The organism is Dermacoccus sp. PAMC28757 (genome assembly GCF_014302635.1).
GTDB lineage: Bacteria > Actinomycetota > Actinomycetes > Actinomycetales > Dermatophilaceae > Dermacoccus > Dermacoccus abyssi.
Window position 1 is genome coordinate 1,602,649 of sequence record NZ_CP060292.1, and the last position, 21,812, is coordinate 1,624,460.

At 68.8% G+C, this 21,812-nt stretch carries 19 protein-coding genes; 10 read left to right on the plus strand and 9 right to left on the minus strand.

The window, feature by feature from the left end:
- Window positions 1-12: 12 nt before the first annotated feature.
- From H7F30_RS07700 to H7F30_RS07710, 3 genes are all read right to left on the minus strand, one after another.
- Complete coding sequence (locus tag H7F30_RS07700) at window positions 13-1,893, minus strand: Na+/H+ antiporter (protein WP_187034360.1); 1,881 nt, start codon at window positions 1,891-1,893, stop codon at window positions 13-15.
- Between the two features lie 74 nt (window positions 1,894-1,967).
- On the minus strand, window positions 1,968-3,347 hold the full coding sequence (locus H7F30_RS07705; RefSeq protein ID WP_052947023.1) for a hypothetical protein: 1,380 nt from the start codon (window positions 3,345-3,347) through the stop codon (window positions 1,968-1,970).
- Between the two features lie 154 nt (window positions 3,348-3,501).
- The gene (locus H7F30_RS07710; RefSeq protein ID WP_187034362.1) at window positions 3,502-5,187 is read right to left on the minus strand and encodes a DUF885 domain-containing protein; all 1,686 of its coding nucleotides are present in this window, start codon (window positions 5,185-5,187) and stop codon (window positions 3,502-3,504) included.
- A gap of 59 nt (window positions 5,188-5,246) precedes the next feature.
- Between H7F30_RS07710 and H7F30_RS07715 the strand changes: the two genes are divergently transcribed.
- A complete protein-coding gene (locus H7F30_RS07715) occupies window positions 5,247-5,933 on the plus strand; it encodes an MOSC domain-containing protein (protein WP_187034364.1) in 687 nt (228 codons plus the stop codon).
- A 47-nt stretch (window positions 5,934-5,980) separates the two neighbouring features.
- Here H7F30_RS07715 and H7F30_RS07720 read toward each other — a convergent pair whose 3' ends face one another.
- Together H7F30_RS07720 and H7F30_RS07725 are read right to left on the minus strand one after the other, a co-directional pair.
- The gene (locus H7F30_RS07720) at window positions 5,981-6,256 is read right to left on the minus strand and encodes an acyl-CoA carboxylase epsilon subunit (protein ID WP_222617783.1); all 276 of its coding nucleotides are present in this window, start codon (window positions 6,254-6,256) and stop codon (window positions 5,981-5,983) included.
- Window positions 6,253-7,881, minus strand: coding sequence for an acyl-CoA carboxylase subunit beta (locus tag H7F30_RS07725; RefSeq protein ID WP_222617784.1), 1,629 nt, complete (start codon window positions 7,879-7,881; stop codon window positions 6,253-6,255). Before H7F30_RS07725 ends, H7F30_RS07720 begins: the two co-directional genes overlap by 4 nt.
- Before the next feature lie 65 nt (window positions 7,882-7,946).
- On the opposite strand from H7F30_RS07725, the gene H7F30_RS07730 reads away from it, so the two are divergent.
- The 6 genes from H7F30_RS07730 (at window position 7,947) to H7F30_RS07755 (ending at window position 13,710) form a co-directional block, all read left to right on the plus strand.
- The gene (locus H7F30_RS07730) at window positions 7,947-8,771 is read left to right on the plus strand and encodes a biotin--[acetyl-CoA-carboxylase] ligase (RefSeq protein ID WP_187034366.1); all 825 of its coding nucleotides are present in this window, start codon (window positions 7,947-7,949) and stop codon (window positions 8,769-8,771) included.
- Window positions 8,771-9,772, plus strand: coding sequence for an adenylate/guanylate cyclase domain-containing protein (locus H7F30_RS07735; RefSeq protein WP_187034368.1), 1,002 nt, complete (start codon window positions 8,771-8,773; stop codon window positions 9,770-9,772). The genes H7F30_RS07730 and H7F30_RS07735 overlap by 1 nt, the downstream gene beginning before the upstream one ends.
- Before the next feature lie 89 nt (window positions 9,773-9,861).
- Window positions 9,862-10,632 carry a winged helix-turn-helix domain-containing protein gene (locus tag H7F30_RS07740; protein WP_052947026.1) on the plus strand — a complete coding sequence of 257 codons (771 nt, stop codon included), beginning with the start codon at window positions 9,862-9,864 and terminating at the stop codon, window positions 10,630-10,632.
- A 38-nt stretch (window positions 10,633-10,670) separates the two neighbouring features.
- On the plus strand, window positions 10,671-11,867 hold the full coding sequence (locus tag H7F30_RS07745; RefSeq protein WP_047311873.1) for a 5-(carboxyamino)imidazole ribonucleotide synthase: 1,197 nt from the start codon (window positions 10,671-10,673) through the stop codon (window positions 11,865-11,867).
- A gap of 8 nt (window positions 11,868-11,875) precedes the next feature.
- Complete coding sequence (gene purE, locus H7F30_RS07750) at window positions 11,876-12,403, plus strand: 5-(carboxyamino)imidazole ribonucleotide mutase (protein ID WP_047312177.1); 528 nt, start codon at window positions 11,876-11,878, stop codon at window positions 12,401-12,403.
- Between the two features lie 137 nt (window positions 12,404-12,540).
- Window positions 12,541-13,710 (plus strand): acyl-CoA dehydrogenase family protein, encoded by a 1,170-nt coding sequence (locus H7F30_RS07755; RefSeq protein ID WP_129664544.1) that lies wholly within the window; start codon window positions 12,541-12,543, stop codon window positions 13,708-13,710.
- A 124-nt stretch (window positions 13,711-13,834) separates the two neighbouring features.
- Here H7F30_RS07755 and H7F30_RS07760 read toward each other — a convergent pair whose 3' ends face one another.
- Window positions 13,835-15,394, minus strand: coding sequence for an LCP family protein (locus H7F30_RS07760; protein WP_255464706.1), 1,560 nt, complete (start codon window positions 15,392-15,394; stop codon window positions 13,835-13,837).
- A 147-nt stretch (window positions 15,395-15,541) separates the two neighbouring features.
- Between H7F30_RS07760 and H7F30_RS07765 the strand changes: the two genes are divergently transcribed.
- From H7F30_RS07765 to H7F30_RS07775, 3 genes are all read left to right on the plus strand, one after another.
- Complete coding sequence (locus H7F30_RS07765; RefSeq protein WP_370562223.1) at window positions 15,542-16,606, plus strand: glycosyltransferase family 2 protein; 1,065 nt, start codon at window positions 15,542-15,544, stop codon at window positions 16,604-16,606.
- Between the two features lie 88 nt (window positions 16,607-16,694).
- Window positions 16,695-17,561 carry an ABC transporter permease gene (locus H7F30_RS07770; RefSeq protein WP_047311877.1) on the plus strand — a complete coding sequence of 289 codons (867 nt, stop codon included), beginning with the start codon at window positions 16,695-16,697 and terminating at the stop codon, window positions 17,559-17,561.
- 1 nt (window position 17,562) lies between these two features.
- Window positions 17,563-18,339, plus strand: a complete 777-nt coding sequence (locus tag H7F30_RS07775; RefSeq protein WP_047311878.1) for an ABC transporter ATP-binding protein — start codon at window positions 17,563-17,565, stop codon at window positions 18,337-18,339.
- 78 nt (window positions 18,340-18,417) lie between these two features.
- Here H7F30_RS07775 and H7F30_RS07780 read toward each other — a convergent pair whose 3' ends face one another.
- The 3 genes from H7F30_RS07780 to H7F30_RS07790 are packed head-to-tail and all read right to left on the minus strand — an operon-like array spanning window position 18,418 to window position 21,793.
- Window positions 18,418-19,131, minus strand: a complete 714-nt coding sequence (locus H7F30_RS07780; protein WP_187034370.1) for a TIGR03089 family protein — start codon at window positions 19,129-19,131, stop codon at window positions 18,418-18,420.
- Complete coding sequence (locus tag H7F30_RS07785) at window positions 19,128-20,663, minus strand: aldo/keto reductase (RefSeq protein ID WP_052947027.1); 1,536 nt, start codon at window positions 20,661-20,663, stop codon at window positions 19,128-19,130. The genes H7F30_RS07780 and H7F30_RS07785 overlap by 4 nt, the downstream gene beginning before the upstream one ends.
- Before the next feature lie 47 nt (window positions 20,664-20,710).
- Window positions 20,711-21,793 carry a PseG/SpsG family protein gene (locus tag H7F30_RS07790; RefSeq protein WP_187034372.1) on the minus strand — a complete coding sequence of 361 codons (1,083 nt, stop codon included), beginning with the start codon at window positions 21,791-21,793 and terminating at the stop codon, window positions 20,711-20,713.
- Window positions 21,794-21,812: the final 19 nt, after the last annotated feature.

Below are 21,812 nucleotides of genomic sequence, written 5' to 3' on the forward strand. Positions count from 1 at the left end.
GGGCGGGCCGGCTCAGCCCGGGAGGCCGTCGACGAAGCACCAACGCCATGCCTCGCCGGGCTCGAACGAGCGCATGACGGGGTGGGCAGTGTCGCGGAAGTGAGCGCTCGCGTGTGCACCCGGGGATGAGTCGCAGCACCCGACGAACCCGCACGCGGTGCACATGCGCAGGTGCAGCCACTTCATGCCCTGCTCGAGGCATGTCTGACATCCCTCGTGGGACTGCGGCGCGGCGCTGGAGTCAGCGGCTTCGACGAGGTGCTCGCAGTCGCCTCGGCGGCCCTCCGGCGTGAGGAGGGGTCTGGTCTCCCCGAGAACAGCGTCGCGATCCTCGGCCGTGAGGATCATCGACTCCTCGATGTCGAGCTGGAAGAGGATGTTGTCGATGACCTCGTGATCGACGAGGCCGTGATCACGCATCTCGAGCACCTTGTTGCGCTCCGCGGCGAGCATCTGCTGACGGATCTCGCGGTACTGCTGCGTCGGGCCGAGAACATCGCTGCTGCCCAGGCGCTCCCACATGAGGTTGGCGCGGCGCATGCCCTGCTTCTCGAGCGACTTCACGATCGGCTCAGGGGTGTCGGCGAGTCGCGGATCCTCGAGTGCCTTGTGCATCGCCACCTCACCGGCGTCGATGGAGGCCTGGACGACCTGGGCCGCGGCGAGGGCGTCCTCGCGAGGATCGGGGGCGTGCAGCTTCATGGCCTTCGCCACCGTGCCGAGCGTGAAGCCCTGGAGGACGAGGGTGCCGATCGTCACGGTGAGGGCGATGAAGATGAGCGTCTCGCGATGCGGGGTGGCGCCCTCGGGGAGCAGGAACGCGGCGGCGAGCGTCACGACGCCGCGCATGCCGGCCCAACCGGCGACCGCACCCTCACGCAGGGAGAGGGGACGCGAATCCCATCTCGCCACGCGGCCCAGCCACGCCGCGAAGATGATGAAGACCGGCCGGATGAACATGACCGTCGCGAGAACGGTGAGCGCGTAGGCGCTGGTACGGGCCAGGCCGATGTCGGACTCGATGACGTCGGTGATGATCGTCGCCGCCTGCAGACCGATGAGCAGGAAGACCATGTTCTCGAGGATGAACTGCACCGAATCCCAGTTCATCCGCTCGGAGACGCGAGCCTGCGCCGTCTGGATGTAGGGCGCCTTGTAGCCCAGCAGGACGGCCATGACGACGACGGCGATGACGCCGGAGCTGTGGATCTCCTCGGCGGGCAGGAAGGCCACCAACGGCGAGATGAAGCTCAGCGCGACGCTCGTCGGGGTGTCCTTGACGTGCTTTTGGATGAACGCCATGACGAGGAACGCGACGACGCCGATCGCGATGCCGCCCACCGTCGCGACGAGGAAGTCGACCCCGACGCTCAGCGGCGTGACGGACTGCTGCAGCGCGAGCGTGGCCGTGGACACGGTGACGAGGGCCGTCGCGTCGTTGAAGAGGGACTCACCCTCGAGGACGGCGACGAGCCTGCGTGGCAACCCGATGCGACGCGCGACGGCGGTGGCCGCGACGGCGTCCGGGGGAGCGACGACACCGCCCAGGGCCAGTGCCGCCGCGAAACCGATGGGCATGAGCCACCAGGAGACGAGTCCGACGACGATCGCGGTGAAGAGCACGAGCAGCACCGACAACTGGATGATCTGGTACACGTCGCGCCGCAGATCGACGAGCGAGATGCGCAGAGCCGTCGCGTACAGCAGCGGCGGCAGGAAACCGAGGAGAACGACCTCGGAGTCGAGGTGGACCTCGCCCACGCCGGGGGCGTAGGAGAGCGCGACCCCGACCGCCGTCAGCAGCAGAGGACCGGAGAGCCCGACCCGCCGAGCCACGAGGCTTCCGAGAATCGTCGTGGCGACGAGGAGGACGATGGGGAGGGCGACATGCACCCGGTTATTATGACGGCTGGACGCGACCCCTCCCGCCGGTGTCCGGCGGGGGAGTCACGCGCCGGTGCGGGCGGTCAGCCGCCGATGACGCGTGGCGCACCACGGTAAGCACGGGCGTGGTGCCAGGCCGCGGCGTGTGCATACGCCTTGTGCTTCGGGTTGCGCTCGCCGCCGTACTTGAGCGGGTCGGCCCAGTGGCCGGCCTTGACGAGACGCTCGACGAGGCTGCGGTCGCTGCCCTCGGGCAGCAGGCGCTGCAGAGCACGCGGCGGAAGCACGGTGTAGACGAGTTCGTTCTCGAGTGCGGGTGCGGCCATCGGTCGGCCCTCGACGAGATCGGTCACGAGCTGCTCGGCGATGTTCGCGCCCGATCCCGTGGCGTAGTAACAGTTGCGTCCGTAGCGCGGGTTGACCTCGAAGAACTTGACCGAGCCGTCACGTGGATCACGGATGGCGTCGAGGTTCGCGAAGCCGTAGTAGTCGGCCGTCTCGAGGATGCGAACGGAGGCGTCGACGACGTCGGGCATGTCCTGCACGACCTGGACGTCCGGGATTCCGAGGTACGCCGGACGCGGATCCTGCAGGAGCACCTTGGAGGTGCGCGCGAGCGTCACCTCACCGTTGCGTGCCCGATAGATCGTGACCGACAGGATGTCGTCACCGGGGATGCGATCCTGCGCCAGCATCTCGCCGGTGAAGCCGGCGGCGTGAAGCCGGTCGATGAGGTCCTCGAGGGCCGCGGAGTCGTCGATCTCGTAGAGCTTGCGCTTGCCCTGCATCGTCAGCTTGTTGTGCAGCGCGGAGTCAGCAGGCTTGACGATGATCGGGAACGGGAACGTCACCTCAGCTGCGCTGGGACGCCCAGCACCGAAGTCGAGCACAGCCGTGCCGGGGGTGAGGACGCCGGCCTCGGCGCAGACGGCGTTGAAGTGGTTCTTGTCCGAGATACGCACGAGCATCTCCGGGGACTCGTGCGGGACGACGACGTTCGCGCCGAGCGAGTCGCGCTGGGCGGAGAGCATCTGCACGTAGCTGTCGTTGTTCGTCAACGGGATGACGGTGAGGTTCGGGTGCGCTGCGGCCACACGAACGAGCTCGTCCATGACGAGCTGATGGTTCGTCAGAGCCTCGTGACCGAGCACCCGCACCTCGTGGAAGAGGCTCGAGTCACCGACAGCCGGGGTGTGGAGCGGCACGATGGCGACACTCGTCAGGTCGTAACGCTCGTGGAAGGCCCGCGCCAGCGCGTACCCCGAGAGCGTGAAGTCGAGCACCACCGGCAGGACGGGCGGTGTGCCACCTTCACCCGGGGTGCGTCCGCGCGCCGGGGCGACCTTCGCCGCAGCCGTCGAACTCACACGCTCTGCCATCGACATCGCCGAACGCAGACCACCCTTCACGAGGGAGGCGGGCGACGTCGACGAGGTCGAACCGGACGTGGGTGCAGGCGACATGCAGTCGTCCTCCTTGGCCGAATGGTGAGGGAAGCCGATTGACCGGCGCTTCTCGAGATCCGGTTCAGTTTACCCGCGGCGCTCCGCTTGGTATCGAGGGCGCGCGGGCGTGCTGAGCTCCGGGCGACGGTTGACGCAGCCGTGCGAACGAGCCTCAGGCAGGGGGCAGGAGCGCATCGCGCAGGACATCGAGGCCGACACTTCCGACGTCGAGCGCGCGACGGTGGAAGGCCCTGAGGTCGAAGTCGGCTCCCTCGTGTTCGCGGGTCTTCTCGCGCAGGTCGAACCACAGGCGCTCGCCGACCTTGTACGACGGCGCCTGCCCCGGCCAACCGAGGTAACGGTCCAGTTCGAAGCGCAGGAAGCCCTCGGCCATGTCCGCGTGGGCACTGAGGAAACTCCATGCCTTGTCGTAGGTCCACTCGCCGCCGCCGACCTCGGCCGGCGCCTCGAAACCGCAGTGCACACCGATGTCGAGCACGACGCGGGCCGCGCGCAACGACTGCCCGTCGAGCATGCCGAGACGGTTGCCGTCGTCGTCGAGGTAGCCGAGCTCGGCCATGAGGCGTTCGGCGTACAGCGCCCAGCCCTCGCCGTGCCCGGACGTCCAGGCGCCAAGGCGCCGCCAGCGGTTGAGCAGCCCCGAGCGGTACATCGTCTGCCCGATCTGCAGGTGATGGCCGGGTACGCCCTCGTGGTAGACCGTCGTCAGTTCGCGCCACGTGCCGAACTTCTCGACGTCTCGCGGTACGGCCCACCACATGCGGCCGGGGCGCGAGAAGTCCGCACTCGGACCCGTGTAGTAGATGCCGCCCGAGTTCGTCGGCGCGATCATGCATTCGATGCGGCGCACCGGATCCGGCACGTCGAAGTGGGTGTCGGCGAGGGCGGTGACGGCCTCGTCGGCCTTCTGCTGCATCCACTCCTGCAGCGCGTCGGTACCGTGCAGCGTGTAGGCGGCACTCTCGTCGAGCGCCGCGATGGCGCCCTTGACGCCGGCCCCCGGGGCGACGCGCTCTGCGACCTCCTTCATCTCCGCCGTGATGCGCGCCAGTTCCTCCTGGCCCCAGCGGTAGGTCTCTTCGAGGTCGATGCGCGCACCGAGGAACTGCCGGCTGTGCAGCGCGTATCGCTCGGCGCCGACGGCGTCGGCCTCCCGAGCGTCAACGAGCACCTCCTCGCGCAGCTTCTCGGCCGTCTCCTCATAAGCCCGGGCGGCCTCGTCGATGGCGTGACGCAGCTCGTCGGCGAGTGCCTCGTCCTCGGTTCCGTCGACGGCCTGCTGTGTCAGCGCGTGGAAGTAGCCCTCGGAGCTGATGTGGTCAGCGCACTGCTCGATGCAGCGCTCCACCTGACGGCGCGCGGGGCGGTTGCCGGCGTCGGCTGCGACGCGCAGCGACTGCAGCCACCCGGTGAGGGCCTCCGGCACCGCGCGCATGCGCGTGGCGATGACGGCCCAGTCCTCGTCAGTGTCGGTGGGCATGAGGTCGAACACGTCGCGAACGTTCTGCAGGGGCGAGGCGATGACGTTGAGGTCGGCCAGGTCGTACCCGGCCTCGTGGATCTCCTCGGCGAGCTCGAGCCGCTCCGTCATGGCGGCAATCGTGACCTCGTCGACGTCGTCCTCGGCCGTGACCGTGCGCAGCGCGGACAGCGTCGTGCGACGCAGTTCGCTGATGCGCTCATAGCCCTCGGGGGAGAAGTCGTCGAGCATTTCGTCCTGGCCCGGAACGCCCAAGCTGGTGGCTTCGATGGGAGAGAGCTCCACCGCGGAATCGAAGTACGAGTCGGCCAGTTCGTCGACACGGGTCGTGGCGCGAGGGGACGCGGAGGTGTTCATGCCACGACTGTAGGCGAGAGGTTCGCCTTGGGCCCGATCGCCTTCGGTAGTCTCGCGCCATGGCTGATGACGGGGTGCGTGAAACCTCAGCGGCGGGGCCGAACGTGCTCTCGGTGAACGTGGGGCGCCCGGAGGAGTGGGATCCGAAGCAGCACCGGACGGGCATCCACAAACAGCCCGTCGGGTACCTCGAGGTGAGCGACCCCGGCCCGCGCGAGGGCGGCGGGCGCAGTGGTGTCGCGGGCGATTTCGTCGGCGACGAGAAGCATCACGGAGGCAGCGACAAGGCCGTCTATCTCGTCGCACGTGAGGAACTCGAGCACTGGGAGCGCGAACTCGGCCGCTCCCTACCGAACGCCTCCTTCGGTGAGAAGGTCACCACCTCGGGCATCGACCTCGACGGGGCCCTCGTGGGCACGCGCTGGCGCGTCGGCACCGCAGTGCTCGAGGCGAGCCTGCCGCGTATTCCGTGCCGCACGTTCGCCTGGGCCATGGACGTTCCGGGGTGGCTCAAGCGCTTCACCCAGCGCGGGCGGGCGGGGACGTACGCGCGCGTCGTCGAACCCGGGCGCATCAGCGCCGGCGACGACATCGTCGAGGTGTACCGGCCTGCCCACGGCATCACGGTGGCCGACGTGTTCAGCGCCCGCACCACCGGTGGGCGAGACGTCCTTGCGCGGGTCGTCGAAGCCGGTGTTCTTCCGAGCGTCCATCAGCGTGACTACGAGGCCCGCCTGCGTAAGTGACGGTCCGCTCGACGCTCGTCCGGGCCGATGGCACTGTTGACGTGCGCTCAGCGCGTCAGCGTCGATTCGGCCCAACTGCGCGGACGGCCGTGACGCACGTGCGCCGGGCGACCCCAGTAGGCGACCTCGCGGGGTGGTTCGACGGAGGCTGCTGCAGCCGCGGCGCGAGCGGTGAGCACAGCGACCACGGCGGCCAACTCCTCATCCGTCGGTGCACCCGAGACGACGCGGATCGTCGGCGCGGCAGCAAGGGTTGCGTCCGGGGTTCCGGAGGCAGGAGCCTCGTCGGTGCCCGGCGTGGGTTCGGTGTTCTCGGCGCTCACAGCGGGATGTTCCCGTGCTTCTTGGGCGGCAGCTCCTCGCGCTTGTGGCGCAGGGCGCGGAGCGCCTTCGTCACCTGGACGCGCGTCTCGTGCGGCGGGATGACGGCATCGACGTACCCGCGGTCGGCCGAGATGTAGGGGTTGGCCAGGGTGTCCTCGTACTCGGTGATGAGCTCGGCGCGGCGTGCCTCGACGTCCTCGCTCGACCCCTTCTCCGCGACCTTCGCCAGCTCCTTGCGGTACAGGATGTTCGCCGCGCCCTGGGCGCCCATGACGGCGATCTGAGCCGTGGGCCACGCGAGGTTGATGTCGGCACCGAGGTGCTTGGACCCCATGACGTCGTACGCACCGCCGTACGCCTTGCGCGTGATGACGGTGACGAGCGGCACCGTCGCCTCCGCATAGGCGTAGAGCAGCTTCGCGCCGCGACGGATGATGCCGCCCCACTCCTGGTCCGTGCCGGGCAGGAAGCCGGGCACGTCGACGAGCGTGACGATCGGGATGTTGAACGAGTCGCAGAAGCGGATGAAGCGCGCGGCCTTCTCGCTCGCGTTGATGTCGAGCGTGCCGGCGAGCTGGGCCGGCTGGTTGGCGACGATGCCGACGCTGTGGCCCTCGACGCGGGCGAGGCCGCAGATGATGTTCGGCGCGAACAGCGGCTGCACCTCGAGGAAGTCGGGGCCGTCACCGGCGTCGTCGACGATGTGCGCGATGACGTCGTTCATGTCGTACGCGAGGTTGGCCGAGTCGGGCACGAGCGTGTCCATCGCGCGGTCGTCGTCGTTGATCTCGAGGTCGGACTCGGCGTCGAACGTGGGCGCCGCGTCCATGTTGTTGCTCGGCAGGTAGGACAGCATCGACTTCACGTACTCGATGGCGTCGTCCTCGTCGGTGGCCATGTAGTGCGAGACACCCGAGCGCGAGTTGTGGGTGTGCGCGCCGCCGAGTTCCTCAAAGCCGACGTCCTCACCGGTGACCGTCTTGATGACGTCCGGGCCGGTGATGAACATGTGTGAGGTCTGGTCGACCATGACGGTGAAGTCGGTGATGGCGGGGGAGTAGACCGCGCCGCCGGCGCACGGGCCCATGACGAGCGAGATCTGCGGGATGACACCGCTGGCGTGGACGTTGCGCCGGAAGATCTCGGCGTACATGCCGAGGGCGACGACACCCTCCTGGATGCGCGCGCCGCCGGAGTCGTTGATGCCGATGACGGGCGCACCCAGCTTCATCGCGAGGTCCATCACCTTGCAGATCTTCTCGCCGAAGACTTCGCCGAGGGAGCCGCCGAAGACGGTGAAGTCCTGGCTGAAGACGCAGACCGTACGGCCGTCGACGGTGCCGTACCCGGTGACGACGCCGTCACCGTAGGGGCGCGACTTGTCCTGACCGAACTGCGTCGAGCGGTGACGGGCGAGGGCGTCGAGTTCGACGAACGATCCCTCGTCGAGCAGCCGCTCCACGCGCTCACGCGCGGTGAGCTTTCCCTTGGCGTGCTGCTTCTCCACGGCGCGAGCAGAACCGGCGTGAACCGCCTCTTCCGTTCGGTTGGCCAGGTCCTGCAGACGGCCGGCCGTGGTGTGCAGGTCGATCGAGGTGTCCGGGGGCACGTCTTCCAAGGTCATGGGCCACACCCTAACCTGGGGTCGTGACCTCGGAAGTGAACTTGTCAGTAGGCTTTTCACCCCGCTTGGCGCGGAATTTGAGGCGTGCGGGGTGGGTCGTCGAGCTGCTCGACGAGGTCGACTCGACGAATGCCCGAGCCATGGGGAAGCCCCAGCCCTGGGCCCTCGTCGCGGCCCATCTGCAGACCTCCGGCCGGGGCCGTCTGACCCGTTCGTGGCAGGCGCCGGCGGGTTCCGCCGTCACGATGTCGATGACGCTGCCGCTCCCGGCCGACGGCGCCACCTGGGGGTGGGCTCCTTTGTTCGTCGGTGACGCCGTGCGCGGGGCCCTCGTCGACGTCCTGGGGGACAAGGGCGTCGGGCGCGTCGGAACGAAGTGGCCCAACGACCTGCTCGTGCGCGACCCCGACGGCACCTGGCGCAAAGTCGGCGGCATTCTGTGTCAGATGACGCGTTCGGCGGACGGTACGCCGCTCGTCGTCGCGGGCGTCGGACTCAACGTCAGCCAGGAGCGTGAGGAACTGCCCGTCGAGACGGCCACGTCGCTGCGCTGTGCCGGGTACGACATCGGGCGCGAAGCCGTCATCGAGGCCGTGGCCGCCCGCGTCATGGCGTCGGCTGTGACGTGGGGGAGGGCTTCTGGCCACGAAGTCGCCGCGCTGCGGAAGCGGATGCGGGATCACTGCCTCACCATCGGTGCCGACGTCGACATCCACACCCCCGACGGGGCGGTGCATCGCCGGTGCGCCACCGGCATCGACGACGAGGGCCGGCTCGAGGCCGTGCCGCTCGGCGAGCAGGCCGACTCGCCGAATAGGATGGCGTACTCGGTGGCCGACATCGTCCATGCGCGGCTGCACCGCAGCGACGATCTGAGAACGGGCCAGTGATGAGCGAGATCCCCCACCAGTTCACCGCCGATGACTCGACGTTCATCGACGGTATCGAGCGCATCCTCATGGGGAGCTCGCGTCGTTACCGACGTCGTGAACTCTCCGAACACGCGGGCGTCGACCCCGAGGAGACACGCCGCGTCTGGCGCGCCCTCGGCTTCGTCAACTCCCGCGAGGGTGACGTGGCCTTCAGCGACACCGACCTTCGCGCCTTGCGCGCCGCGATGTCCGTGACGGCGACGCATGACCTCGATGTCGACACGCTGCTCGGCTTGGCGCGGGCCCTCGGCCGCACGACCGATCGCCTCGCGATGTGGCAAACGCAGCTCGTCGCCGACATGATCTCCCAGCGTCAGGACGCCCCACCGGAGGGCAAGGAGCTGGCCAAGGCGACCGCGCGCACGATGGCCGACATCGCCGACGACCTCGAACCGATCATGAACTACGTGTGGCGGCGCAACCTCTCGGTGGCGCTGTCGCGACTGCTGGCCGACGCGCAGCCCGAGAGTCACCTCGGCGTCGTGCGCACCGTCGGGTTCGCGGACCTCGTGTCCTTCACCCGCTTGGCTCGCAGCCTGAGCGAGAGCGACCTCGCGGCCCTCGTGACGCGGTTCGAGGCCATGGCCTCCGACATCGTGAGCGAGCACTCCGGCGCCGTCGTCAAGATGGTCGGCGACGAGGTGCTCTTCTCGCACCAGGATCCGGCAGGTGCGTCCCGCATCGCCCGGGCGCTCAAGGAAGCCTCGGAAACCGACGACGTCATCCCGCGCATGCGCGTCGGCCTGTCGACCGGGCGCGTGCTCGCGCGCCTCGGCGACATCTACGGCACGACGGTCAACCGCGCCGCTCGCCTGACCAACGCCGCGGAGGCGGGGCAGATTCTCATCGACGAAACCACGGCGGACGCGTTGCGTCACGACCCCCAGTCGACGCTTCGGGCGCACGAGGCGCTCGACCTCGCAGGGATCGGAACGTCGCCGTCGTGGGTACTCCTGTAGCGCACAACTGAACCGGGCGCTTGGTTGTTGAGAAATCAACCGGTTTCTTTCACCCCGCTACGCCGAAAAGGTCCATATTCTCGGTCGACATGACCGATGTTCTCCTCGCGCGCGGCGGATTTGGCGACGACACGACGCTGTTACGGCTCCACCAGGCCGCCGACCTGTCGGTTCGGACGGTCGCCGGTTCGCTCGTCGACATCTGCTCCGACCACGTGGCGCCCACGCACCGCAGTGCTCCCGCGTGTGTGCTCTTCGCCGCAGGCCGCGCCGGTGAGCCCCTCGATGCCGACGTCCTCGAGGCTCTCTGCCGTCTCACCGAGCGGCACCCGAAGACGGCCTTCGTTGCCGCCGTCGCGTTCGGTGACGCTACGGCGCAACGCTCCGGTGTCGTGGCACAACTCCTGCTCGCGGGAGCCGACGACGTCGTCCTGCTCGACGGTGACCCAGCCGAACTCGGGGCACGCGTTGCCGCGCGGGTACGCCGTGTCACGCGTGAACGGGGCGAAGCGCTCACCGCCTCCTCGCGTCCGTGGGTCGACGTGCGGCGTCGGGAGGTCGTCGGAGGTCGCGGCCGCGTCGAGCTCACGGCCAAGGAGGCCATGGTCCTCGAGATGCTGACAGCGTCCGACGGCGTGGTCCTGCGCGACGACATCGGGGCGGCGCTGTGGACCGGGCACTGGAGCGGTACGCCGAAGGCCATCGACATGCACGTGGCAAACCTGCGCCGCAAGTTGCCGCAGGTATGTGGTGAGGCCTGGCGCATCGAGACCGTCAGGGGTGCGGGCTTCGTCCTGGCGCCCGGCGATGCCGACGCCGACCACGGCGGTGGCGCGACGGTGTGGTCCGTGACGGGCTGAAGGCTGATTCCTGCGAGCCGCCACGTACCCTTGGGGCCGTGACGCGCTCCAAGACCCAAGCCCCCACCGCGCCCGGCGGATTCCCCGTCGTCGGCATCATCGGAGCGGGCCAGTTGGCCCGCATGTGCACCGCTCCGGCGGTCGAGCTGGCCCTGACGCTCTCGATTTTCGCCGAGTCCGAGGACGCGGCCGCAGCCCTCGTCGTGCCGCACTCGCCGGTCGGCGACTACACCGACCCCGAGGCCGTGCGCGAGTGGGCCCGGGGCTGCGACGTCGTCACGTTCGATCACGAACACGTGCCGGCCGACGTCCTCTCGGCCCTCGAGGCGGACGGTGTGCCGATGCACCCCAAGCCCAGCGCCCTGCGCTTCGCCCAGGACAAGCTCGCGATGCGTGAGCGGCTCGAAGGTCTCGGCGTGCCGTGCCCGGCTTGGCGCGCGGTCGTCGACGTCGACGAGCTGGCAGCCTTCGGTGACGAGCACGGCTGGCCGGTCGTGCTCAAGACGCCGACGGGCGGCTACGACGGCAAGGGCGTTCGCGTCGTGAAAGCGGCCGAGGACGCCGCGGATTGGTTCGCCAAGGCCGAAGGCGCTCCGCTGCTCGTCGAGGAGGCGGTCGACTTCACCCGCGAACTGTCGGTCATGATCGGTCGCAGCCCCAGCGGCCAGGTGGCGGTTTGGCCCGTCGTCGAGACCGTGCAGACCGACGGCATCTGCACCGAGGTGCTGGCCCCCGCACCGAACCTCGACGACGCACTCGCCGGCCGCATCGCCGAAGCCGCGGTGACGATCGCCCGGGAGCTCGACGTCACCGGTGTCATGGCCGTCGAACTCTTCGAACGTGTCGCCGAGAACGGTTCGGGTCAGAGCGATTTCGTCGTCAACGAGCTGGCGATGCGTCCGCACAACTCGGGCCACTGGTCGATGGACGGTGCCGTCACCGGTCAGTTCGAACAGCACCTGCGCGCCGTGCTCGACCTGCCGCTCGGCGACGTCACCGCGCGGGCTCCGTGGACCGTCATGGGCAACGTTCTAGGCGGTTCCTACGAGGAGCTGTACCCCACGTACAAGCACCTCATGGCGCGCGACCCCGCACTCAAGATCCACCTGTACGGCAAGGGCGTGCGCCCCGGCCGCAAGATCGGGCACGTCAACGTCAGCGGCACCGATCTCGTCGGCCTGCGCGGGCGCGCCCGTCACGCATGCGACTACCTCGAGGGAGTGGTGACGGAATGAGCAACGACATGGACACGAAGCAGCCCGTCGTCGGGCTGGTCATGGGCAGCAACTCGGACTGGCCGACGATGTCGGCCGCCGCCGACGTGCTCGACGAATTCGGCATCGCCTACGAGGCCGACGTCGTCTCGGCGCACCGGATGGCCCACGAGATGGTGGAGTACGGCGCGAGCGCTGCGAAGCGCGGGCTCAAGGTCGTCATCGCCGGAGCCGGGGGAGCGGCGCACCTTCCGGGCATGCTGGCGTCGGTCACGACGCTGCCCGTCATCGGTGTTCCGGTGCCGCTGAAGTACCTCGACGGCATGGATTCACTGCTGTCCATCGTCCAGATGCCCGGCGGCGTGCCCGTGGCGACCGTGTCGATCGGCGGCGCCCGCAACGCCGGCCTGCTCGCCGTACGCATCCTCGCCTCCGGCGACGGGGAGGAAGCAACGCGCCTCGCGGAGGCGATGGAGCGTTTCCAGGTCAGCCTGCGCGACGAGGCCCACGCCAAGGGCGAGGCGCTGCGCGAGGACGTCGCCCGCCGTCAGGGCTGACGCTCAAAGGACGCCGGCAGCAGGGCAAGCGCCGCCCGCCTCGAGAATTCGCCTCGAGAACCCGAGTCCGCTCCCTTCGCCGCGGTAACTTCCGGCCGGGCCCACCTCGACGGCGTACCGACGCGTAGCATGCGGCTATGGCTGGTAACCCTGACTTCGACCTGTACACGATCTCCGAGGAGCACGAGGCTCTTCGTGAGGCGATCCGCCCGGTGTGCGAGAACAAGATCGCTCCGCACGCCGCCGACGTCGACGAGGAATCCCGTTTCCCGAGCGAGGCCCTCGACGCCCTCGTCGAGGCCGGTCTGGCCGCCCCGCACGTCCCCGAGGAGTACGGCGGCGCCGGCATCGACGCGCTCGGTACGTGCATCGTCATCGAGGAAGTGGCGCGCGTGTGCGCGAGCTCCTCGCTCATCCCCGCCGTGAACAAGCTCGGCTCACTGCCCGTCATCCTCGGCGGCGGCGAGGAGATCAAGAAGAAGTACCTGCCGCAGCTCGGCGCCGGCGAGGCGATGTTCTCCTACGGCCTGTCCGAGCGCGAGGCCGGCTCGGACACCGCGTCCATGCGTACCAAGGCCAAGAAGGACGGCGACAGCTACGTCCTCACGGGTCAGAAGTCGTGGATCACGAACGCCGGCGAGTCGGAGTTCTACACGGTTCTCGCCGTCACCGACCCCGACGGCGAGCGCGGCCGCAACATCTCGGCGTTCGTCGTCGAGAAGGGTGACGAGGGCTTCGACTTCGGCGAGAAGGAGCGCAAGCTCGGCATCAAGGGTTCGCCCACGCGTGAGCTCCACTTCGACAACTGCCGTATTCCCGCTGACCGCCTCATCGGCGCGGAGGGTGAGGGCCTCAAGATCGCCCTGCGCACGCTCGACCACACGCGCGTCACGATCGGGGCCCAGGCTGTCGGTATCGCCCAGGGCGCACTCGACTTCGCCGTCGGCTACGTCAAGGAGCGCAAGCAGTTCGGCAAGGCCATCGCCGACAACCAGGCGATCCAGTTCATGCTCGCCGACATGGCGATGAAGGTGGAGACGGCGCGTCAGATGGTCTACGTGGCCGCTGCCAAGTCCGAGCGCGAGGACAAGGACCTCACGTTCTTCGGCGCGGCAGCCAAGTGCTATGCCTCCGACATCGCGATGGAGGTCACGACCGACGCCGTCCAGCTGCTCGGCGGCGCCGGCTACGTGCGCGACTTCCCGGTCGAGCGCATGATGCGCGACGCCAAGATCACGCAGATCTACGAGGGCACCAACCAGATCCAGCGCCTCGTCATGGGGCGTCAGGTGCTCAAGGGCTACTGAGGTTCGAGGCAGACGAGAAAGGGCCCCGGCGTCATGCCGGGGCCCTTCGCCGTGTCCACGGGCAGGGCCGGGACGTCAGCTGCGGTGAGTGCGCTCGGGCACCTCGTCGCCGACCTGTTGTGGATCAGTTGGCCGCCGCGGGCGTCTTGACGACGAACTTCGATGTGTCGCCGTTCTCGCGGATCGCCTTGAACAGCTCCCGGGACTTTTGCTGATCCCACTCGACAGCCTCACCGACGGCAGTCGGCAGCGCGTTGTTGCTGATGGGCACGACCACCGAGTTCCCGCCGTCACCGGAGAGCTTCTTGAGCGTCAGCATGACGCGGGCCGCCGTGATCATCCCCATGTCCTTGTCGACGGCGAGCCCCTGCGCACTGGACTCTCCGAGACCCTTGAGGCGCCACGGCACGAGGATGTTCGCCGGCGAGGAAACCTTGCCCATGAGGGCCCCGAGGAACTGACGCTGACGCTTCGCGCGCCCGATGTCGCCCTCGGGGTCGGAGTAACGGGCTCGGACGTAACCGAGCGCCGTCGCGCCGTCCATGTCCTGGCAGCCCTTCTTGAGGTTGATGTGTGCCTTCGGGTCGTCCATGTCGTTCTTGACGCAGATGTTGACGCCACCGACGGTGTCGACGACCGACGCGAAGCCGCCGAAGCCGATCTCCATGTAGTTGTCGATGTGGATGCCCGTGTTCTGCTCGATCGTCTTGACGAGCAGCGGCGCGTCACCGAAGGAGAACGCCGCGTTGATCTTGTTCTTGCCGTAGCCGGGGATGTCGACGTAGCTGTCCCGGGGGATCGACATGAGGGTCGGCTTGTCGCCGCCCATGTGCAACACCATGATCGAGTCCGTGCGCTTGCCCTCGGCGGTGCCGGTGCCGAGCTTCTTGCGCTGCTCCGGCGTCAGACCTGTGCGGGCGTCGGAACCGACGAGCAGGATGTTCTTGCCCTTGCCGTCTTCCGCGAGATGCTGCGCGGGGACGGCGTCGAGCTTCTTCACCTTGCTCCAGGCCGAGTTGCCGGCCCAGACGAGAGTGCCGACCCAGAGGATGAGCAGGGCCAGGACACCGGCGAGAATCTTCTTCCCCCGACGCCGCGGGCGGTGCGGGGGCTGCCCTAAGCCGTCACCGTCGAACCGGTCACCCGGGCGCGGGCCGCGGGGCGGACGCCCGCCGTTGCCGTCGTGGGCGTCGAAACCGTCTCGCCCGGCGTCAGCGCCGTACCCACCCGCGGCGCCGGCGGACGCGTAGGCCGCGTCCGTGGAGCGGCCCCGGACGGGCCGCTCGGGGCGTCCCGAGGTGGGCATGACGCGTGTGCTGTCGTCACGCGGCGCGGCAGCCGTAGGTCGCGCCCCGTCCTGCGGTCGCTGAGGACGCCCGCCTTGCGGCGCGCCCTGGAGCGGACGAGACGTCCGACCGTCGCGCGGGGCGTCCGGAGGGACCTCGCCCTGCTGACGACGCTTGCCCTGGCGGGGAGCGTCCCCCTCGCCTCGAACCGGAATGGCCTGCGCGCTGCCCTCGTCGGGGCGGCGAGGACGCTGGGGCAGGGCCCGGCGGTTTCCCTTGGAGCGGCGGGTGTCGATGACGAACGCGTCATCGTCCGCGGGCACTCCGGACGGCCCGGCGCCACGGTCCTCGGGACGCGGCGTGCCGGACGGGCGGCGGGGGTCATTCGGGTGAGGCACCCTCCGAGGGTAGGGGGTCGCTTCCGGGATTGGGCTGACATCGCATTCGCGCGGCGTGTTAGCACGAGCGTCATGGAAGGGGCGTCGGCGTGACGCGCGTGAGGTGTCTTCTGCGCGCGGGTAGGCTGGGGCGACGTTCACGAGCCCATGACTTCAGGAGCGATCATCACCGTGACGAGCGAGCCCGTGACGAGCGCCCCGACGCCGCCGATCGACCCGAGCATGCGCCGCGGAATCTCGGTGTTCATGCCGATCCTCAACGAGGAGAAGCACCTCGAGGAAGCCGTCACCGCGATCCTGGCCCAACGCTACGACGGCCCCGTCGAGGTCGTGCTCGCCATCGGCCCCTGCACCGACCGCACCTGGGACGTGGCCCGTGCGCTCGCCGAACGTGACGAACGCATCACTCTCGTCGAGAACCCGACCGGACGAACCCCCGACGGACTCAACGCTGCCCTGGCCGCAACCCACCACGACGTCCTGGTCCGCGTGGACGGGCACGGCATCCTCTCGCCGGGGTACTTCGCCACCGTCGAGCGTCTTCTGCGCGAGACCGGCGCGGCCAACGTCGGCGGCATCATGGACGCCGAGGGCACGACGCCCTTCGAGGAGGCCGTCGAGTGCGCCATGAAGTCCAAGATCGGCGTCGGTGGAGTGAAGTTCAAGCAGGGCGGGGAGGCCGGCCCGGTCGAGAGCGTCTACCTCGGCAACTTCGCGCGGGAGTGGATCGAGAAGGTCGGCATGTACGACCCGCGCTACACCCGCGCCCAGGACTGGGAACTCAACTTTCGGATCCGCAAGGGCGGCGGAACGGTGTGGTTCACCCCCGACCTGCGCGTCACCTACCGCCCGCGCGCCACGCTCAAGGCGCTCGCCAAGCAGTACTTCGAATACGGCACCTGGCGGCGGGTCGTGGCTCGTCAACACAAGGGTTCGATCAACCTGCGCTATCTCGCCCCGCCGGTCGCCGTCGCGGGTGTCGTGGCGGGCAGCCTGATCGGTCTGAAGTGGCGGCCCGCGCTCGCTGCGCCGCTCGGTTACGCGGCCCTGGTCACAGCAGGCGGTGTCCGTGCGGCCTCGGGACGTTCGCCGCAGGTCATCGTCCGGATGCCTTTCGTCCTCGCCACGATGCACATGGCCTGGGGCACTGGGTTCATCACCTCGAACGTCGAGCTCGAAGCGGCCGAACCAGGCGAAGCGCCGCGAGCCTGACGGAACTCCCAGGATGTGCTCGCTAGGCTGAGGTGCCGCGTAGCGCGCGGCAAGGTTCGCGGGCGAACGCAGGAGCACGAAGGAAACCATGAACTCACACAACCGTCTTGCGCGGATCTGGGCGCATCGAGCCACGCTCGACACGCTCGTCCGACGTGATCTTCGCGTGCGGTACGCGCGTTCCGTGCTCGGCTATCTGTGGACGCTCATCGATCCGCTGGCCATGGCGCTCGTCTACGCGTTCGTCTTCGGCTTCATCTACGGCGGCCACGGCAAGCCCGGTCTGTCCTCGTCGTCCGACCAGAAGTGGGCGAGCACCGACGGTGTTCCGATCGTGCTGTTCCTCGTCGCGGGTCTGCTCGCCTACAACTGGTTCAGCAACGTGATCAACGAGAGTTCGCGCGCGCTCTACGCCGAACGCCTCCTCGTGCGCTCGACCAACCTGCCCCGCGAGCTGTGGGTCATGCGCGTCGTCATCTCGAAGGGCATCGAGCATCTGCTCTCCCTGCCGATCCTGTTGGGCTTCCTCGTCTTCTACATGCTCCGGGGGGAGGTGAGCCTGAGTTGGGAACTCGTGTTCTGGATCCCTGCCCTCATCGTCCAGTTCATCCTGCTCACGGGTATCGGCCTGGTCATGGCGCCCGTGACCGCGCTCGTCGACGACTTCGCCCGCATCACGCGCATCGGCCTGCGCGTGCTCTTCTACGTCACCCCGATCGTCTACTCGCTGCACTTCCTCGAGGCGAAGCTGCCGGCGGAGTGGACCTGGGCCAAGTTCCTCATTCAGCTCAACCCGCTCACGGGCATCACCGACATGTACCGCGCCGGGTTCATCAGTCAGTACGGCCCGGACTGGCACGCCTGGATCTATGCCCTCATCGTCTCGCTGGCGTGGCTCGCATTCGGCTCCTGGGTGTTCCGCAAGCTCGAACCGGCGATCCTCAAGGAGATCTGACATGGCACTGGAGTGGAACACCCCCGAGGGCGAGCCTGTCATCCAGGTCCACGACCTCGGCATCGAGTTCCTCAAGGGTCGCAAGCGCAACCTGTCGTTGCGCGAACTCGTCTACCGCCGACAGACCACGTACGCGAAGGAGACCTTCTGGGCCCTGCGCAACGTCTCGTTCGACGTGGGCAGGGCCGAGGCGGTCGGTCTCGTGGGAGCGAACGGTGGCGGCAAGTCCACCCTGCTCAAGATGATCGCGGGAACGCTCCTGCCGGACGAGGGCTACGCGAAGGTCACCGAGGGCGTCGCCCCGATGATCGAGCTCACCGGCGGGTTCATCGGAGAACTGTCGGCACGCGAGAACATCTACCTCATGGCCGGCCTGCACGGCATGAAGAAGGAAACGGTCGACGAACGCTTCGACGAGATCGTGAAGTTCGCCGGTCCGCAGGTCACGCGGGGGCTCGACCTGCCCTTCCGACACTTCAGCTCCGGCATGCAGGTGAGGCTGGGCTTCTCCGTCATCACTCAGCTCGACGAGCCGATCATCCTCGTCGACGAGGTGCTCGCCGTCGGTGACCGAGCCTTCCGAGAGCAGTGCTACACGCGGATGGAGGAGCTGCTCGCCGAGGGGCGGAGCATGTTCCTCGTGAGTCACTCCGAGGGCGACCTCAAGCGTTTCTGCACCCGAGGGCTCTATCTGTCCGGCGGCACGCTGGTCGACGACGGTCCGATGAAGGACGTGCTGGCGCACTACAACAAGGATCTCGACGCAGGCATCTCCTGAGGCTTGCGAGCCCCAGAAGGCCGAACGCCGCCGCCCCCCTCATGAAGACCAGGAAGGGGCGGCGGCGTTTGTTCGTCCTCAGTGGCGCTGGACGCCCTCCTGGGCGAGCAGGGTGTCGAGTTCGACCGGGTCAGCGTCGCCGCGGACGATGACGACGCTGCCACCACCCACCCAGCAGCGCAGCATCTGTGTGGGATCGGCGCCGGCGAGGAAACGCCGTTCGCCGGTTCCGTCGGGTGTCACGAGGTCACGGAAGGTGACCTGCTCGTCTCCGGCGACCCACGCGACGGCGCTTCCGGCAGGCTCGTCGAACGGGACGAACAGGTCGGCGTAGGTGCTCAGCTCGCGGGCCTCGTCGAGTGCCCCGGCCGGTACCTCCACGGCAGCGCCCCGTGCCAGCATCGCCAGGGTGACGACCACCTGGTCGCCACGGAAGTCCGGCGAGGGAACGCTCGTCACAAGGACATCGAGCCCGTCCTCGTCGGCGAAGGTTCCGGCGTCGCTGTCGGAGAACTCGACACAGGCACCCAATGACCAGGCCGCGAGACACCAGTACGCCGTGCGCCAGTGGGCGGCGGGGAGGTTGATGCCGACTCTCGTGTCGGCTTCCACGTCGAACTCCTCGGTGAGGAGGTTCGCCGCCTTGCTCACCCAGTTCGTCAGCACTTTCGCGGAGAGCTCGATTCGCTCGCCGCGGGTCGGCTCGTCGCTTCGGTCGTAGAACGTGAGACGCGGCGCCGTCGCGTCGCTGCGCGTCATGGCCTCGACGACCTGCCACGGTGTCGTCGTCACGACGTGAGCACCGAGGCGAGACGCTCGTCGACGAGGTCGACCTCGTCGGGCGTCAACGGGGAGTTGAGGCAGTAGGCGAGGTCGTCGATCATCTGCTGGTTGCTGCGGGTGCCGACGGCGATCGAGTCGACGAAGGGGTGGCCCAGGCTGTAGGCGACGCACAGATCTGCGACGTTCGCGCGCCCCAGCTCGTGGGCCAGGAGGACGAGCTGTCGGTTGAGTTCGGTGGGCTCGAAGACCGTGCCGCCCGCGAAGGTCGCGTGGGTGGTGACGACGACGTCGCGGTCCGTGAGGAGCTCGCGCGCGCCGCTCAGGGCGCGGTCGGCGACGCCGAGGGGGAACTGAACGTAACCGAGGTCGGTCAACTCCAGAGCACGGCGCAACTCGTCGAGGGATTCGACGTTGACGCCGATACGGCCCACCTCGCCGGACTCGCGGTAGTCGCGAAGGCGGTGCCAGCCCGTGCCGTCCGCGCTGTGCGCCTCGTCGACGTTCGCCATGAGCACCGCAGACGCCTTACGGCGGCCGAGCTCGGCGAACGAACGCTCGAGCTGGGCCTCGACCGTTGTCGCGGCCAGACGCGGGTCGTTCGTACGGATCTCGCGCAACCGCGAGATGAAGTGCAGACGCTGCGTCAGCTGCGGTTCACCGCACTTGTGCAGAATCTCCTCCGCGTTGTGGTCGCCGCGTCCCACCTCCACGTGGTTGACGCCGCGGTTGACGGCGGTGGCCAGCATCGCGCGGATCTCCGTCGACGAGGGTGCGAGGGGCCCGGCGAACGCCTGGCCGCCGAGGATCATGACGGACTGGTCGAGTTCGCTCCGGTCACGCCGCGGCACGCTGGGGCCCGCGGTGAACGCGCTGCCGCCGATCTCGTTGATGAGGTCGATCCAGGGCACGCTCACCGGATCGGTCTTGTCCGCGAAGAGGCGGCAGACGCGGTCGTAGTCCGACAGGACGTCGACGGTGCAGCGGAAGCGCTCGGGATCCCCGGGGTTGTCCTCGGGGACGTAGTCGAGCGTGCTGACGTTCCGCCGAAGCCAGGGCGTGACGTGTTCGCGGTCGTAGGGCGTGTCGGTCTCGGCCGCCGCGCGGCGCAGGTCGCGAACCCGGAAGACCTCACAGCCGAGGCCCTCCGGCATGCGGGAGACGTCGTTGCGGCCGTATGCGAAGCCGCCGGCGTCCATCGCCTCGATGAGTTCGTCGATGAGGCTCGAGTCGCCGACCGGGTTGTCACCGGTGAGACGAACGACGCGGTCGTCGTCGTCGAGGTCGCGCGTCGCGGCGACGAAGCGTCCGAGCACGTCGTCGAGGGAGCCCCTCATGGCGGGGATGCCGACGCGGTGCAGGTGATCGAAGATGCGCGTGTCGTACTGCTCCTCGCTCGTCGCGACGATGACCTCGTGCCCGTCACGTGACGCGCGCCGGGCCACGAGCTCGATGAGCGGCATGCCACCGATCGTCATGAGGGCCTTGCCCGGCAGACGACTCGAGTTGAGCCGGGACTGGACGACGACACGGGTGCGGGTCACGGGGACCTCCGGGAGAAAGCAGGGACGAGAGCACGTGCGCTCTCACCCTAGCGACGAAGCGCCTCGATGGCGTCAGCGACGCGGCGGCGGCCGTCACCGTCGAGCAACTCCCGCCCCCGCTGCGCGCGGGCCTCGCGGGCACGGGGGTCGCCGAGAGCACTCGCCAGTCGGCGTGTCGCGTCCTCACGGCTCGTGCCCACCGCGTGCAGTTCGTCGAGGTGGCCCACGCCGAGCGCGAGGTCGGCTTCGATCACCATGTCGTAACCGAGCCGCTGGTTGTCGATGACACACACGACCGCCGTGGGCACCCCCAGACACAGGAGTTCCCACACGGACGAGCCGCTGGCGGTGACGACGAGATCGCTGCGCGCAGCACGGGCCGCCAGATCGGTGACGGGGCCCGTTGTCGTCAACGTGACGTCGACGGGCAGGTCGTCCCGCAACGGCGCGGCCCAGGCGTCGTCGGGCGTGACGACGGTGAGATCCATCCCGACTCCGGCGGCCGCAGCGGCACGCAGGATGATCGGAGCGACGAGCGGAGCGGCGCCCATGGGGTCGCTTCCACCGAACACGGCGAGGACGCTGAGTCGCTCCTGCGCTCCGGGCCGTGCCCGCCCGGCGACCTCCTCGCGCAGGGCGAGGACGTCGTCGCGAAAGAGCGTGTAGGGCGCGCCGGCCAGGGCATGCCGCCCCGCCTCGACCTTCCTCGGAGTGGCCCCGGGATTCTGGTCGACGTACAGGTCGGCATCCTGATCGGCGCCGAAGCGACCGTCGACCATGGCCGTGACGGGCAGCCCGTGCCGCCTGAGATGAGCGCCCCACGAAGGGCCGAAGTCGTACCCGTCGATGACGACGAAGGACGCGGCGAGCCGGTCGGCGAGATCCCCCAGGGCCGCCGGATCGTCGGGCCGCGTGTGCAACGTCACCCCGGCGTCACGGTAGGAACGTTCGACCCAGTCCAGGGCCAGTTCGCCCGCGAGGTGGACGGATCGGCCGCGAGCGATGAACTCCTGCGCCAGCGCGAGCAACCGCATGGCGTGACCCACTCCGATGGACGCCGTGGCATCGGTGCGAAGGATGATGGCCGAGGTTGCCCGATCGGCGCCGGTGGGGGAGGGCTGCGTCGTCATGGCGCCATGGTGGCACGAG

Excerpts from the sequence above, each read along its gene's own strand:
- H7F30_RS07725 (WP_222617784.1), bottom strand. The coding sequence starts at position 7,881 with ATGACCTTGGAAGACGTGCCCCCGGACACCTCGATCGACCTGCACACC.
- H7F30_RS07770 (WP_047311877.1), top strand. The coding sequence starts at position 16,695 with ATGAACTCACACAACCGTCTTGCGCGGATCTGGGCGCATCGAGCCACG.
- H7F30_RS07705 (WP_052947023.1), bottom strand. The coding sequence starts at position 3,347 with ATGTCGCCTGCACCCACGTCCGGTTCGACCTCGTCGACGTCGCCCGCC.
- purE (WP_047312177.1), top strand. The coding sequence starts at position 11,876 with ATGGACACGAAGCAGCCCGTCGTCGGGCTGGTCATGGGCAGCAACTCG.
- H7F30_RS07740 (WP_052947026.1), top strand. The coding sequence starts at position 9,862 with ATGACCGATGTTCTCCTCGCGCGCGGCGGATTTGGCGACGACACGACG.
- H7F30_RS07775 (WP_047311878.1), top strand. The coding sequence starts at position 17,563 with ATGGCACTGGAGTGGAACACCCCCGAGGGCGAGCCTGTCATCCAGGTC.
- H7F30_RS07765 (WP_370562223.1), top strand. The coding sequence starts at position 15,542 with ATGACTTCAGGAGCGATCATCACCGTGACGAGCGAGCCCGTGACGAGC.
- H7F30_RS07790 (WP_187034372.1), bottom strand. The coding sequence starts at position 21,793 with ATGACGACGCAGCCCTCCCCCACCGGCGCCGATCGGGCAACCTCGGCC.
- H7F30_RS07755 (WP_129664544.1), top strand. The coding sequence starts at position 12,541 with ATGGCTGGTAACCCTGACTTCGACCTGTACACGATCTCCGAGGAGCAC.
- H7F30_RS07735 (WP_187034368.1), top strand. The coding sequence starts at position 8,771 with ATGAGCGAGATCCCCCACCAGTTCACCGCCGATGACTCGACGTTCATC.
- H7F30_RS07715 (WP_187034364.1), top strand. The coding sequence starts at position 5,247 with ATGGCTGATGACGGGGTGCGTGAAACCTCAGCGGCGGGGCCGAACGTG.
- H7F30_RS07710 (WP_187034362.1), bottom strand. The coding sequence starts at position 5,187 with ATGAACACCTCCGCGTCCCCTCGCGCCACGACCCGTGTCGACGAACTG.